The following is a 13,682-nucleotide window of genomic DNA, read 5'->3' on the forward strand; positions in this document are numbered from 1 at the left end:
TGCTTTTTACACCTTTTCTGCAACTCCCCGCCCGCTTTAAATCAGTAAAAACTTCCTTAATCAGTGGGCTACTTAAATAGTTTGAACTGGTAGGCATTATTCCAGATTGGTCAGACCTATACGGGAAAGGGCTTGACCTCGATCAAAATTAACATACCGACTGGTCGGTATGATTCGCCGAATGAACGCCTACGTCCATAGAAAAAAAGACCCGGAAAAACTGCAAGAGCAGTTACTGGAAGCCGCTAGCATTATTGCCGCCAAAAACGGGATCGCCGCTCTCACCTTAAACGCCGTAGCCAATCAGGCTGGTGTCAGTAAAGGGGGATTGCTGCACCACTTCCCCGGCAGGCAGGAACTCATTCACGCGCTGTTTATCCGCCTGCTGGCGGTTATGGATCGCGGCATTATGGTGCTGATGGCAGCGGATAATAATCGACGCGGGCGTTTTTCCCGTGCTTACCTGATGTATCTGGCCAGTATTAACGAAACAGACACCAGCCGCCAACTGGCGCTGCTTTCTTTGGCTATGCCGGATGAGAGGGTGCTACGTAAATGCTGGCGCGACTGGGTTTTGCAACATCTGGCGCATGCTGATGAGCTCGACCGCAGCTATGTGGGTAATCTGGTTCGTTATGGCGCGGACGGTTTATGGCTGTCTGAACTGACGGAAGGGGTCACGATGACGCCGGAAGAACGGCAAGCATTGGTGGCAAAGTTGGCGGCAATGACCTACGCGGAGTACTAGGCTGTGTCCCTTAATTGCACGCGAGCGCCGCTGGCGGTCATTTGCGCACAGGGCAAGGCGTGAGCCGCGAGGTTTGGTGGACCAAATAAGCGGCGAACAACGCAGCAATGCGCGCAAATGGCCCAGCCCGAAGGGTCGCGCGCCAAAAGCCCGTTCGAAGTAAAGTCGGGCTTGAACAGAGGGCCACTCTGCTCTTCACCCTCCGCCTTGATAACGGGCTTTTGGGTCTGCGACGGCACCACGGGCAATTAAGGGACACAGCCTAACCTCCACAGGGTCACGGCCTGTTAACACGCTGGGGCGATAATGAAATATAAAATTAATGCCTTTCTTGTTTATGATGCTACCGAGGGTTCGCTCAAGCTGGAGGACGACGGTAAGTCTGATACCCAGCTCACTATCACGGCCAATGCCCTGCTGTTCTTCATGATCCAGAATCCCGGTGTGCTCAGCCGCGACACGGTGATGCAACGTGTGTGGGATGACAATGGATTAATGTCTTCCAACAGTAACCTGAACCAATACCTGAGCATGCTGCGCAAAGCCTTCCGCAATTACGGTATTGAGAATGTGATCGTCACCGTGGCGCGTGGCAAGCTGGAGCTCAACCCAGAGCTGGTCATAGAGGTAATCGATGATTCCCTGCTGCATCCTGTGGTGCATGCCGGTGAACATGAATCCCCCGCGCAGACAGCGTCACCACCAGGCACGACGCCTGTTGCCGTTAATAGCCACGAACGCTACTGGGGTTACGCAGGTGCGGTGATTTCCCTGTTGGCCGTCGCCCTGCTCGGCTGGTCATGGACCAACAGCGCTAGCCTGAAACCCATCACCCTCACCCCGATTGCTCAGGAACCTGTTGAGGTGTTTTCTACCGATATTATGATTAACCCCAGAATGCGTGAAAACTACCTGAAAAATTTTAATGCCGTAAAGGAAAAAAAGAACATAAAGTATAACAAGGACGAAAGATTTCTTTTCTTTTATGGTGATAAGCTGCAATCTAATGGTTTAGGCCGCACCTTTCTCGCTCACTGTGCCAAACATCAGGATAATTCATTCAGCTATTGTGATAATTATTTTTATTATTCATGGAAGTAAATTATGAAAACGTGGGCCTGGGGGCGAATTCTATTCGTTTTCTCCATCATATTACTATTGGTTTCAATACTCATCGCCGTCAGATATAACATTTGGGGTCGTGATGATATTTTAAATTGTTCAACCAAAGCCATTATGCATTTCGAAGATACCGTTACCGAATCTGTTAACGTTAATATTCACTTCAACTTTAACGATAAGGGCAAAGGTTCAATTGTGGTAGAGGGATATTCAGACTCAAGCGCAGGATGGCTTTACTTACAACGCTACGTTCAGTTTGACTATACCAGTAAGCGCGTTTCCCCCAGCACTCGTTATTATCAAATCAACCGCTGGGTAGCCAGCAAGTCCTCTATCGACCAATCTCCCGATGTTATTTTTGATTACTTTATGCGGGAAATGTCAGACAGCCACGATGGCCTGTTACTGGCTATGGAGAAAATCAATCCCGACACCGTGTTACTCAGCTCGATCAACTCGCCACTGTACATCTGCACCCTGAAACCCGGCAGCCAGTTGAATTAATCTTCCCTGTTCCTACCGGCATATCCCCACCTCAGCTACTCCTGCTTTGTGATGCGTATCGCAATCGGCTAGCGACCAGCAATTGTTGCGCATGGATAGCTGCAATAGCCCGCTGCAAACTCAATGCAAAAACCTGCGCGACGCCACACTCTTCCCGCCATTCTGCTACCGAAATTATCCATTTAATAACCACAATTTTAACAATGCTATTAGCCGTTCAGCGAAATCCACGAACCGCGAATTTCAGCTAGGAAGCGGGACTATTAGCCGGGAAATTATCAGAACAAAAAGATAAATGGCCGATAAATAAAGCATCAAAATCAGAGTAAAAAACTAAATAGGTATCTGATAGTGAATTTATATTTTGAATAATCACTTGAGGGGTATAGTGCCTTCAGCCGGTCGAAAACCTTGATCCACACTCATCGAACGGCGCAATTATTGAAGATGAACATGACTACCTCATTAATCGGTTTTCGGAGGATAAAAAAATGGGTGATGCATTGGGCTTAATCGAAACCAAAGGATTGGTGGCCTGTATTGAAGCGGCAGATGCCATGTGCAAAGCGGCAAACGTCGAACTCATTGGCTATGAAAACGTGGGTTCAGGCTTGGTTACCGCCATGGTGAAAGGTGACGTTGGCGCCGTAAAAGCCGCTGTCGATTCCGGCGTTGAGTCTGCTCAACGCGTAGGGGAAGTGGTGACATCATTGGTCATCGCTCGTCCACATAATGACATCAACAAGATCGTCATTAAACACAAAGCATAACGACGCTTTTCAGGAGAACAGGATCATGGGTGACGCATTAGGATTGATAGAAACCAAAGGGTTGGTGGCCTGTATTGAAGCCGCTGATGCCATGTGTAAAGCCGCCAACGTGGAACTTATCGGCTATGAAAACGTCGGTTCCGGCTTGGTAACAGCGATGGTGAAAGGCGATGTGGGGGCTGTGAAAGCTGCGGTTGATTCTGGTATCGAATCGGCACGGCGTGTGGGTGAAGTCGTCACCTCGTTGGTCATTGCCCGCCCGCACAATGATATCCAGAAAATCATCGCGCAGTACAAAATCACCGAATAACAAGGAATTCACTGATGAAAGATGCACTCGGTTTGATCGAGACCAAAGGGTTGGTTCCTGCCATAGAAGCGGCCGATGCCATGTGTAAAGCTGCCAATATTGAGCTTATCGGTTATGAAAACGTCGGTTCCGGTCTGGTGACCGTAATGGTGAAGGGTGATGTTGGCGCAGTTAACGCTGCGGTTGAATCTGGTATTGAAGCGGCCAGCCGCATTGGCGAAGTTATTTCCTCACGCGTTATTGCACGCCCGCACAATGATATCGAAAAAATCGCCTCACAGCATAAGGCGTAATAGCAAGACTTGAAGTAAGCCGTAAACCCTATTGCCATAAGAAGAGAAATGAAACTCCTATTCAGGGGGGATAGAATAATGACTCCATTAGATCCGGATTTACAGTCCATTCAGCAAGCTCGTACGCTGATTAAAAATGCTAAACAGGCACAACTGCTATTTGCTAAATATTCACAAGAGAAGATCGACGGCATTATTAAACATATTGCTAACGAAGCGGCGCAGCACGCGGAAGAATTAGCGAAACTGGCCCATGAAGAAACTGGCTTCGGTAACTGGCAGGATAAAGTATTAAAGAACATCTTTGCCGCAGAAAAAGTTTTTGAACATATTAAAGATTTAAAAACCATTGGTATTATTCGCGACGACCAGGAATTGAAAGTGATGGACGTGGGTGTCCCGCTGGGGGTAATTACCGCGCTGGTGCCGTCAACCAATCCAACTTCCACCATTATTTATAAAACGCTGATTGCACTAAAGGCAGGGAATGCCATTATATTTTCCCCACACCCGAACGCGCAGCAGTGCAGTCAACGTGCCATTGAGATCGTCAAACAGGCCGCCCTGCAGGCTGGCGCTCCTGCTGGCATCGTTGATGGTTTGACCCAGTTGACCATGGAAGCGACCAAAGCGTTGATGCACAGCAAAGATGTCTCGCTGATCCTGGCAACCGGCGGCGAAGGCATGGTGCGGGCCGCTTACAGTTCGGGTACGCCAACCATCAGCGGCGGCCCCGGCAATGGTCCGGCGTTTATCGAGCGCAGCGCCAATATCAAGCAGGCCGTCAAAGATATCATCACCAGTAAAACCTTTGATAACGGGGTGATCTGCGCCTCCGAGCAGTCGATCATCGTGGAGAAATGTATCTATCAGGAGGTACACCACGAGTTGCTGGCCCAGGGCACTTACTTTATGAACGACGATGAGTCTGCCCGCCTGGCCAATATCCTGTTGCGCCCGAATGGCATGATTAATCCTGAAGTGGTTGGCAAGACAGCCATTTATCTCAGTGAGCGTGCCGGGTTCAATGTGCCTCCTACTACACGGGTACTGATCTCGTTGCAAAACAGTGTCTCGCGCAAAAACCCTTATGCCCGTGAAAAACTCTGCCCGGTACTGGGGCTGTATATCGAAGAAGATTGGATGAGTGCCTGCGATCGCGTGGTTGAGCTACTGACCAACGAAGGTCTGGGGCATACGCTGGTGATTCATACCCAAAACCAGCAGGTGGTGCGCGAGTTTGCGTTACAAAAACCGGTGCACCGCATTCTGATCAATACGCCTGCCGCATTAGGTGGCATCGGTGCGACCACCAACCTGATCCCTGCGTTAACACTGGGCTGCGGAGCCATCGGTGGCGGTTCCACTTCCGACAACGTAGGCCCGATGAACCTGCTTAACATCCGCAAAGTCGGTTATGGGGTATGTAGTATCGATGATCTGCGCCAACCGGCCCAAAAATGCCACGCTCAGCCGAGCCATAACGCCAGTATTTTCGAGGACCCGCGCTTCGCCTCTGCGTCGCCAGCCAAACCAACGGCACCGCACGCTCAGGAAGATGACCGTTTTGGTGCCGTCAGTCAGGCGCTGGTTAATAACCCTGCGGCGAATGACATCACCGAAGAGAACGTCGAGCAAATCATTAAGCAAGTGCTTGGGCGCCTGTCCCGGTAACCCATTAACAAGGGATAAAAACCATGATCCTCGCAAAGGTAACTGGACATGTTGTGGCTACACAGAAAAGTGACGAACTCCGGGGCAGCAATTTGCTGCTGGTCACGGCTCTGGGGGACGAACTGCAGCCGATCAAAGACCGTACTTATGTCGCGGTCGATAGCGTCGGCGCAGGTGAAAACGATCTGGTGTTGGTTGAAGAGTACTTCGCACTGAGTAAAGACCGCTACAAGGCCATGTCGATCGTTGCCATTGTCGAGAAGGTTCATCGGGAGCGTTAAGAGGAAGTAGGCATGAATGAGTTTCAGATAAAGCCAAAAATCCACTTCGGTACGGATGCACTGCACGCACTGAAGGAGTTACCTGGGCGCTCAGCGTTTCTGGTTACGGATCAGGCGATGGTGAAATTTGGCATTGCCGAGCAGGTTACCCGCCTGCTCAGGCAGCAGCAGATCCGCTGTCGGCAGTATGACGAAGTGGCTTCCGACCCGGATATTGCCGCTATCGTCAGCGGCATGAAGCGGATGGATGAAGACTACCCGGATCTGGTGATTGCTTTGGGCGGTGGTTCGGTCATCGATGCCGCCAAGGCGGTGATGTATGCACTGTGGCACTGCCGCCAAGAGAGTGGCCGCACCAAGCCATGCTTTGTCGCCATCCCTACTACCAGCGGCACCGGCTCGGAAGTCACCAGTTTTTCGGTGATCAAATCCCGTAGCGAGAAGCTGGTTTTGGTGGACGAGTTCATGCTGCCGGACATTGCCATCCTTGATCCGCTACTGGTGAAGTCGGTTCCGGCCAGCATCACCGCCGATACCGGTATGGACGTGCTGTGCCATGCCCTAGAGGCCTACGTCTCACGCCAGGCCAGCGACTTCAGCGATGCCATGGCGGAAAAGGTCGTGCAGTTGGTATTCCACCACCTGCTGGCCTGCTACCAGCAAGGTGACGATCTGCACGCCCGGGAAAAAATGCATAACGCCTCGTGTATGGCGGGGATGGCGTTTACCAATGCCTCATTGGGCATTACTCACAGCCTGGCACACGCCCTCGGCGGTATGTTTGGCTTGCCCCATGGCCGGGCCAATGCGTTGCTGATGGCACAGGTCGTCGCTTTCAATGCCGACTTTGACGGTAACTGCGATACCCATGCCGCCCACAAATACGCCGCATTGGCACGATTACTGGGGTTGCCCTGTACGTCAGTTCGCGAAGGCGTCAATAGCCTGCTGGTGGCGATTGAAACACTGAAACAGGAAATGAAAATGCCCGCCAATCTGCAAGCTGCCGGTGTGGATGAGCACCGCTTTCAGGTTTGCCTTGGTGAACTGGCCAATCAGGCACTCCGCGACAGTTGCACACCCACCAACCCGCGCAACGTTACCGCAGCAGAGTTGGAGCACCTGTTTCGCCGCGCTTATTGCGCTTAATAAAGCCTGGCATCAGGCACTAACAGTCTACCTAACGGATTTTACGTGGTTGCGTGAAAGCCGCAGGATATCAGGAGAGATTTGAACATGGCTCACTATTCACTAACGCCACGCGTAAAACTGCTGGCAGAAAGACTTTTATCCCAAAACAGCACCATTAGCACCGAGCGTGCCACCATTCTGGAAACGTTGGGGAACGATGTGTCCGGTATGCCGCAGCAGGTGAAAAATGCCAAGCTGTTCAATGAACTGGTCAAGCATCTGCCCGGCTATATCGGCCCCGATGAGCTGATTATCGGCAGCCAGTCCTCCACGCCGCGTGCCGCCATATTCCACAGCGAGAGCGAACTGCGCAGCCCTTCAGCCTTCACGCCATTGGGCCAGACTTCACCCGATTATCTGGCGGTGATCACCAAGGGTTTATTCGCCATCGAGGCCGAAATGGAAGATCGAGCCAGAAGCATCGGCAGCGCGGTCAGCCGTTCTGCGTTGGATGAAGTCAACCAATGCCGCGCCATGATTTATGCCTGTAACGCGGTCATGCATCTGGCACAAAAACTGGCCAGCAAAGCAGAAAACATGGCGGCGGTAGAAAACCACCCTTACCGTAAGGCAGAACTGCAGGACGCGGCGGCCATCCTGAAAAAGGTCCCGGCCTACGGGGCAAGCAATTTTAGAGAGGCGTGCCAGTCGTTCTATTTCTTCCAATTGGCGCTGCATCTGGAAAATGGCAGCTACGCGGTCTGCCCTGGGGGGTTCGACAAGCTGTTGTATCCCTTCTACCAGCAGGATGTCACCCGTGGCGTACTCACGCCGGAACAGGCTTACGAGCTCGTAGAATGTCTATGGTTGAAGCTGTGCGAGCTTTCCGAAGTACGCGCCCCACGCGAGCTGGACGGCTACCCGATGTTTGATGCCATGCTGCACGGCGTCGGCATCGACGATCCTGCCATCGTGACTAATGAGCTATCTGTCATGTTACTGGCTGCACGCAAAAACCTGGCAGCCATCAACAGTAACCTGCAGGTAAAACTGTTTACCGGTCAGGCTGCCAACCGCCCGCAATATAGCGCCCCACCAGCACCTTTTGTCGCCGCTACGCCACAGGATGTTGCTACGGGAAAACTGATGGAAGGGCTCACGCCACGTCTGCAGCGGCTGCGTAACAATTACCTCGAAGCTCGCCCCAGCGTGTCTATCTACCGTGCAGTCACCTTTACCGAGATCGCCAAAAATAATCCCGGCTTGCCGACCATTCTGTTACGGGCCAAATCTTTCCGAGCAGCCTGCGAGAGCGCACCGATCCTGATCCAGCAAGATGAGTTGATCGTCGGCCACCCTTGCGGCAAACCGCGTGCAGGGGCCTTCTCCCCGGATATCGCTTGGCGTTGGGTTCAAGACGAATTGGATACCATGGGCACACGTCCGCAGGATCCCTTCCTCATTTCTGAAGCCGACAAAAAAGTGATCCGTGAAGAGATCGTCCCGTTCTGGCAAGGCCGATCGGTAGATGAAGTCTGCGAGGCACAATATCGTGAGGCCGGTATTTGGGCATTCAGCGGCGAAACCTACGTCAGCGATCTCTCCTATCATCAGATTAACGGCGGTGGTGACACCTGCCCTGGCTATGACGTCCTGTTGTTTACCAAGGGGATGAACGGTATCAAAGCGGATGCCCAGCAGCATCTCAATGCGTTGAGCATGGAAAACCCGGAGGATATCGACAGGATTTACTTTTACAAAGCAGCGATAGAAACCTGTGAAGGCGTAATGGCCTACGCCAGAAGGATTGCAGAAAAGGCCCGTGAGCTGGCAGCCATTGAACGAGATCCGGCACGCCGCGCCGAGCTGCTGGCCATTGCAGAAACCAACGAAAACGTACCGGCTAACCCACCCAAAACCTTGCAAGAAGCGCTGCAAAGTATCTGGACAGTGGAATCACTGTTTGAAGTGGAAGAAAACCAGACCGGGCTCTCTCTGGGCCGCGTTGACCAATATTGCTATCCAATGTACCGGGCAGACATCGACTCTGGTCGTCTGACGCAGGAACAGGCGTTGGAGCTGTTACAGGCTTTCATTATCAAGTGCGCCGAATTGATGTGGATGTCTAGCGAACTGGGTGCCAAATACTTCGCCGGCTATCAGCCCTTTATCAACCTGACTATCGGTGGGCAGAAACGCAGCGGCGGCGATGCCTGTAACGATCTGACCTACCTGATTATGGATGCGGTGCGCTTCGTGAAAGTGTATCAACCCTCTCTGGCCTGCCGTATCCATAACCAGTCGCCGCAGAAATACATGGAAAAAATCGTTGATGTGGTGAAAGCAGGTATGGGCTTCCCGGCCTGCCACTTTGATGACTCACACATCAAAATGATGTTACGCAAGGGCTTTGATTTCGAAGATGCCCGCGACTACTGCCTGATGGGCTGCGTGGAGCCGCAAAAATCTGGCCGCATCTATCAGTGGACCTCCACAGGTTACACCCAGTGGCCCATCGCCATCGAGTTCGTCCTCAACCGGGGCCGTATGGTGCTGTTCGACAGTTATCAGGGTCTGGATACCGGTGAGCTACACACGCTGAAAACCTATGAGGATTTCGATAACGCGGTGAAGGCGCAGGTCGCACATATCATCAGGCTGTCCGCTATCGGCACAGTGATCAGCCAGCGTGTACACCGCGAAGTGGCACCGAAACCGTTGATGTCTCTCATGGTGGAAGGCTGTATGGAACAGGGCAAGGATGTTTCTTCCGGGGGGGCGGTCATCAATTATGGGCCGGGCTTGATCTTCTCCGGTCTGGCGACCTACGTCGACTCCATGGCAGCGATCCGCAAGCTGGTTTATCAGGACGGTAAATATACCCTTGAGCAGATCCGCGATGCGCTGCTGGCCAACTTTGAGGGCTTTGAACAGTTGCGCCGCGACTGTCTGAACGCGCCCAAGTATGGTAACGATGACGACTGCGTGGATCAGTACGCACTGGATATCACCGAGTGGACCGAGCGCGAATGCCGCAAGTACAAGATGCTCTATTCCAACATGAGCCACGGCACCTTGTCGATCTCCAATAACACGCCGATCGGCGAATTGACCGCTGCCACACCGAATGGCCGCCTGGCATGGATGCCGCTTTCCGACGGCATCAGCCCGACCCAGGGTGCGGATAAACAGGGGCCAACCGCCATCATCAAGTCCGTCAGTAAAATGAACATGGAAACCATGAACATCGGCATGGTGCACAACTTCAAGTTCCTCAAAGGGTTGCTGGATACCCCTGAAGGCAAAAACGGGCTGATCACCCTGCTGCGAACCGCCTCCATTCTGGGCAACGGCCAGATGCAGTTCAGCTATGTAGATAACGAGGTGTTGAAAAAAGCGCAGCTCGAACCGGAAAAATACCGCGATCTGATTGTTCGCGTCGCCGGTTACAGCGCTTATTTCGTCGAGCTGTGCAAAGAGGTTCAGGATGAAATTATCAGCCGCACGGTAATTGAGAAGTTCTGATCCTGATCGGGGGAATACAGGGATGTCTCCCCCGAATAGCATAAGGCGTCACAAAGAGGAAAAAATAATATGGATAACATGCTGGAGAAAAAGGGGCGGATATTCAATATCCAAAAATACTCGATCTATGACGGAGACGGTATTCGCACCCTGATTTTTTTCAAAGGTTGTAATATCCGTTGCGCCTGGTGCGCAAACCCCGAAGGGATAAGCAGCAAATTTCAGGTGATGTTTTCGCGTGATAAATGTGTCGACTGTGGCCAATGTGTCGATGTTTGCCCTGTGGGTATTCATTCATTGATCAACGATGCCCAAGGCAATCCCCAGCACCGGGTCGACCGCAACATAGACTGCATCGGCTGCCGCAAGTGCGAAGAAACCTGCATTTCCGGGGCGCTGGATATTATGGGGAAAGACGTTACCGTACGGGAACTGATGGACATTATCCTTCAGGACGTTGATTTTTATTATGCCTCCGGTGGTGGCGTCACCCTTGGCGGTGGCGAACTGAGTATGCAAGCGGATTTTGCTGCCGCACTACTGACCGAATGCAAGAAAATGATGATTAATACCGCCATTGAAACTAACGGCACTACCCCCGTGGCCAATTATGAAAAACTGGCCAAATGTACCGATATGTTCCTGTTTGATATTAAACATATCGACAGTGCGCGGCACAAAGAATTATTTGGCGTTGGTAACGAGGGGGTAAGGCGTAATCTGGAACGTTTAGTCGAGCTTGGTGCCAATATTGTAGTACGCATGCCGCTGGTACGTGGATATAACGACTCTTACGACGCGATTAATGGCGCGATTAATTATGTCATCCAGTTGGCGCAGCGCGGAAATATTAGCCGTATCGATATCTTGCCTTATCACCAGTTGGGGAAAAATAAATACGACAAGCTCAACATGATCTATCCAGTAAAAAATGATCCTAGCTACAGCGATCAAGAACTGGATCAACTGGCGGCTTTTTTCCAGCGCTTTGATTTCGACATCAGACTGGTAAGGCACTAAGGAGATTGAGATGAACTTAAGCTTAGGCGTAATTGAAACCTTTGGCCTGACCGCCGCAATCCACGCGGCTGATGCAGCCTGCAAATCTGCGGCAGTGACGGTATTAGGGTATAAGAAAATCGGTTCAGGTCTGGTTTCAGTGTTTTTTGCCGGGGAGATCAGCGCGGTGAAAACTGCCATCGATAGCGGCGTTGCCGTCATCAAGCAGCCCGCGTTTATCAAAGGAAAACTGGTCATTGCCCGGCCAGAAAAGCAGGTGGTGGCACTATTAACCGGTTTGAAAGGTAAAAACCTGACGCCACCTCCGGTAGAGCTCCCAGAAGCGGTTACCCTTGCTACCCCTGCGGTAGTTGAGGAGCAGCCGATGGCAGAGAGTAAGCCACCACGGAACGGTAAGAAAGATCATAAATAGCCGCTGGGCCTCTGAATATTCGTGTGGAATAGCCATATGTATAAAGAATCTTTACTGGAAAGGGTGCGCCACAACCTGGCCGAAACCAGCAGAATACCCAACAGAGTCGCTATCCCGGTAGGGGTATCCAATAGGCATGTCCATCTTTCGCAACAGGACATTGAGGCACTGTTTGGTTCGGGTTACTCGTTGACTCAATTGAAAGCGCTACGGCAGCCTGGGCAATTTGCCGCCAAAGAGTGCGTGATGATTGTTGGCCCCAAGGGCTCGATCTCTAAAGTGCGGGTGTTGGGTCCGGCGCGTGAATGTTCCCAATTGGAAATCTCTAAAGCAGACTGTTTTGCTCTGGGGTTAAAAGCACCCGTGCGCGAATCCGGCAATCTGATTGCCTCCGGTGACGCCATGCTGGTAGGCCCGGCAGGTTATGTCTGTTTGCAATCACAGGTGATTTGCGCCCAGCGTCATATCCATATGAATCTGCAGGATGCAGCCAGGTTGGGCGTAAAGAATGGGCAGACAGTGCGGGTGCAAGCTAACGGACTTCGCGGTTTGATCTTCGATCAGGTGATCGTACGGGTCAAAGCCAGTTTTGCGCTGGAACTGCACATTGACACCGATGAAGCCAATGCCGCAGGGCTTTCCTCCGGTGACAACGTGGTTATCGTTCCTTGAGGCGGCCATATGATGCAGCAAGAAATCATCGACAGGTTAGTGAATGAAGTGCTTCTGCGGATGCGCCCACGGGCGTTGGTGCTGTTAACCGCCGCAGATGGCTACAAAGAGATTATCCAGGCGCGCCTGCAACACTGCCAAACGTTATCACCGGTTATTCTTTTTGCAGCTAATGCCTATGAATTTCACGCTGAGGATGAATGGCGCCAGATAGGACCTGTCGTCCACTGGCAGGAACTCAAAAAAACTGGAGCACTGGATAGTATTGATAAAGTCTTAATTCCCTTTCTCGATTTCGCGACGGTGGCAGAAGTCGTTAATGGGCTGTTATTTTCTGACAGTGCTCAACTTATTCATTTGGCGCACAACAGCAATAAACCAATAATGGCCCTTGATTATAACTGTAACCCGGCAAGCGAACTTAATCAGTTGAAAGGGCTAAGCCATGGGCAAGAAAATAACTCAGCAGGGCTGGCTGCCAGAGGGATCCAGATAAGTACGTTGGATCAGATGTTATTAGTTGCTGATAAAACATCCCCTACCAGCGTAGAAACGGCGTTATCTTATATTACACTCAGCGAACTCAAACGTCGTAATGGCCATTATCCAGCAGGCGCGAAACTGACCGATCTGGCGTTAGAATATAGTCGAGATAAAAATAAATCGGGAAACCAAGCTTTATCCCCCTAAGTATAAAATAGTTTTTAGCGTTAATTAAATATAATTCGGGTTGCTTGCAGGCGGCAAGCTTGCGAAGCGCCAGGAGCATAGATAACTATGTGACTGGGGTGAGTAAGCGCAGCCAACAACCAAGCAATTTGAAGTATGACGAGTATATTATCATTACCACAGGAGCTTACTCTATGTCATCTAAGGCAAAAGCATGGCTATGGATGTTATTAGTCATATTATCTGAAACATCGGCCACATCTACATTAAAAATGTTTGATAACAGTGAAGGAACCACCAAGACACTATTATTAGGTTTAATCGTTGTATTGTACTGTATCTGTTATTACTCATTATCCAATGCAGTGAAGTATATTCCCGTAGGCCTGGCCTATGCCACCTGGTCGGGCACCGGAATACTAGTGGTATCTACCTTGGGTATAGTATTTTACGGTCAGCATCCTGATGTTCCGGCTATTATCGGCATGGCAGTCATTGCCAGCGGCATCGTGATCATGAACCTTTTTTCAAAAATGGGATCTTCCGAGTAA

Annotated in this window: 15 protein-coding genes; all 15 read left to right on the top strand. The window is 51.2% G+C overall.

Annotation, left to right across the window (positions count from 1 at the left end; genetic code table 11):
- Nucleotides 1–169: 169 nt before the first annotated feature.
- Nucleotides 170–748, top strand: a complete 579-nt coding sequence (locus tag SAQUA_RS20755; RefSeq protein ID WP_380679664.1) for a TetR/AcrR family transcriptional regulator — start codon at nucleotides 170–172, stop codon at nucleotides 746–748.
- Between the two features lie 306 nt (nucleotides 749–1,054).
- A complete protein-coding gene (locus SAQUA_RS20760) occupies nucleotides 1,055–1,849 on the top strand; it encodes a winged helix-turn-helix domain-containing protein (RefSeq protein WP_380679661.1) in 795 nt (264 codons plus the stop codon).
- Nucleotides 1,850–1,852: 3 nt separating this feature from the next.
- Nucleotides 1,853–2,374 carry a FidL-like protein gene (locus SAQUA_RS20765; RefSeq protein WP_380679658.1) on the top strand — a complete coding sequence of 174 codons (522 nt, stop codon included), beginning with the start codon at nucleotides 1,853–1,855 and terminating at the stop codon, nucleotides 2,372–2,374.
- Nucleotides 2,375–2,865: 491 nt separating this feature from the next.
- Nucleotides 2,866–3,144, top strand: coding sequence for a BMC domain-containing protein (locus SAQUA_RS20770; RefSeq protein ID WP_004249182.1), 279 nt, complete (start codon nucleotides 2,866–2,868; stop codon nucleotides 3,142–3,144).
- 25 nt (nucleotides 3,145–3,169) lie between these two features.
- Nucleotides 3,170–3,454 carry a BMC domain-containing protein gene (locus SAQUA_RS20775; protein ID WP_380679646.1) on the top strand — a complete coding sequence of 95 codons (285 nt, stop codon included), beginning with the start codon at nucleotides 3,170–3,172 and terminating at the stop codon, nucleotides 3,452–3,454.
- Between the two features lie 14 nt (nucleotides 3,455–3,468).
- The gene (locus SAQUA_RS20780; protein WP_021179127.1) at nucleotides 3,469–3,747 is read left to right on the top strand and encodes a BMC domain-containing protein; all 279 of its coding nucleotides are present in this window, start codon (nucleotides 3,469–3,471) and stop codon (nucleotides 3,745–3,747) included.
- Nucleotides 3,748–3,825: 78 nt separating this feature from the next.
- Nucleotides 3,826–5,421 carry an acetaldehyde dehydrogenase (acetylating) gene (locus tag SAQUA_RS20785; RefSeq protein WP_380679641.1) on the top strand — a complete coding sequence of 532 codons (1,596 nt, stop codon included), beginning with the start codon at nucleotides 3,826–3,828 and terminating at the stop codon, nucleotides 5,419–5,421.
- A 23-nt stretch (nucleotides 5,422–5,444) separates the two neighbouring features.
- Nucleotides 5,445–5,702, top strand: a complete 258-nt coding sequence (locus SAQUA_RS20790; RefSeq protein ID WP_380679638.1) for a EutN/CcmL family microcompartment protein — start codon at nucleotides 5,445–5,447, stop codon at nucleotides 5,700–5,702.
- A 12-nt stretch (nucleotides 5,703–5,714) separates the two neighbouring features.
- Nucleotides 5,715–6,851 carry a 1-propanol dehydrogenase PduQ gene (locus SAQUA_RS20795; protein ID WP_380679635.1) on the top strand — a complete coding sequence of 379 codons (1,137 nt, stop codon included), beginning with the start codon at nucleotides 5,715–5,717 and terminating at the stop codon, nucleotides 6,849–6,851.
- Nucleotides 6,852–6,938: 87 nt separating this feature from the next.
- Nucleotides 6,939–10,358, top strand: coding sequence for a choline trimethylamine-lyase (gene cutC / locus SAQUA_RS20800; RefSeq protein WP_380679632.1), 3,420 nt, complete (start codon nucleotides 6,939–6,941; stop codon nucleotides 10,356–10,358).
- Nucleotides 10,359–10,427: 69 nt separating this feature from the next.
- Nucleotides 10,428–11,378, top strand: coding sequence for a choline TMA-lyase-activating enzyme (gene cutD / locus SAQUA_RS20805; protein ID WP_380679629.1), 951 nt, complete (start codon nucleotides 10,428–10,430; stop codon nucleotides 11,376–11,378).
- 10 nt (nucleotides 11,379–11,388) lie between these two features.
- On the top strand, nucleotides 11,389–11,790 hold the full coding sequence (locus SAQUA_RS20810) for a BMC domain-containing protein (protein WP_380679626.1): 402 nt from the start codon (nucleotides 11,389–11,391) through the stop codon (nucleotides 11,788–11,790).
- Between the two features lie 36 nt (nucleotides 11,791–11,826).
- Nucleotides 11,827–12,462 carry a phosphate propanoyltransferase gene (gene pduL, locus SAQUA_RS20815; protein ID WP_380679623.1) on the top strand — a complete coding sequence of 212 codons (636 nt, stop codon included), beginning with the start codon at nucleotides 11,827–11,829 and terminating at the stop codon, nucleotides 12,460–12,462.
- 9 nt (nucleotides 12,463–12,471) lie between these two features.
- Complete coding sequence (locus SAQUA_RS20820; protein WP_380679620.1) at nucleotides 12,472–13,152, top strand: hypothetical protein; 681 nt, start codon at nucleotides 12,472–12,474, stop codon at nucleotides 13,150–13,152.
- 173 nt (nucleotides 13,153–13,325) lie between these two features.
- Nucleotides 13,326–13,682, top strand: a complete 357-nt coding sequence (locus SAQUA_RS20825; protein WP_380679617.1) for a DMT family transporter — start codon at nucleotides 13,326–13,328, stop codon at nucleotides 13,680–13,682.

The sequence above is a fragment of the Serratia aquatilis genome (assembly GCF_044865145.1).
GTDB lineage: Bacteria > Pseudomonadota > Gammaproteobacteria > Enterobacterales > Enterobacteriaceae > Chania > Chania aquatilis.

Coding starts and splice junctions, on each gene's coding strand:
- SAQUA_RS20755 (WP_380679664.1), top strand. CDS start 170: ATGATTCGCCGAATGAACGCCTACGTCCATAGAAAAAAAGACCCGGAA.
- SAQUA_RS20760 (WP_380679661.1), top strand. CDS start 1,055: ATGAAATATAAAATTAATGCCTTTCTTGTTTATGATGCTACCGAGGGT.
- SAQUA_RS20765 (WP_380679658.1), top strand. CDS start 1,853: ATGAAAACGTGGGCCTGGGGGCGAATTCTATTCGTTTTCTCCATCATA.
- SAQUA_RS20770 (WP_004249182.1), top strand. CDS start 2,866: ATGGGTGATGCATTGGGCTTAATCGAAACCAAAGGATTGGTGGCCTGT.
- SAQUA_RS20775 (WP_380679646.1), top strand. CDS start 3,170: ATGGGTGACGCATTAGGATTGATAGAAACCAAAGGGTTGGTGGCCTGT.
- SAQUA_RS20780 (WP_021179127.1), top strand. CDS start 3,469: ATGAAAGATGCACTCGGTTTGATCGAGACCAAAGGGTTGGTTCCTGCC.
- SAQUA_RS20785 (WP_380679641.1), top strand. CDS start 3,826: ATGACTCCATTAGATCCGGATTTACAGTCCATTCAGCAAGCTCGTACG.
- SAQUA_RS20790 (WP_380679638.1), top strand. CDS start 5,445: ATGATCCTCGCAAAGGTAACTGGACATGTTGTGGCTACACAGAAAAGT.
- SAQUA_RS20795 (WP_380679635.1), top strand. CDS start 5,715: ATGAATGAGTTTCAGATAAAGCCAAAAATCCACTTCGGTACGGATGCA.
- cutC (WP_380679632.1), top strand. CDS start 6,939: ATGGCTCACTATTCACTAACGCCACGCGTAAAACTGCTGGCAGAAAGA.
- cutD (WP_380679629.1), top strand. CDS start 10,428: ATGGATAACATGCTGGAGAAAAAGGGGCGGATATTCAATATCCAAAAA.
- SAQUA_RS20810 (WP_380679626.1), top strand. CDS start 11,389: ATGAACTTAAGCTTAGGCGTAATTGAAACCTTTGGCCTGACCGCCGCA.
- pduL (WP_380679623.1), top strand. CDS start 11,827: ATGTATAAAGAATCTTTACTGGAAAGGGTGCGCCACAACCTGGCCGAA.
- SAQUA_RS20820 (WP_380679620.1), top strand. CDS start 12,472: ATGATGCAGCAAGAAATCATCGACAGGTTAGTGAATGAAGTGCTTCTG.
- SAQUA_RS20825 (WP_380679617.1), top strand. CDS start 13,326: ATGTCATCTAAGGCAAAAGCATGGCTATGGATGTTATTAGTCATATTA.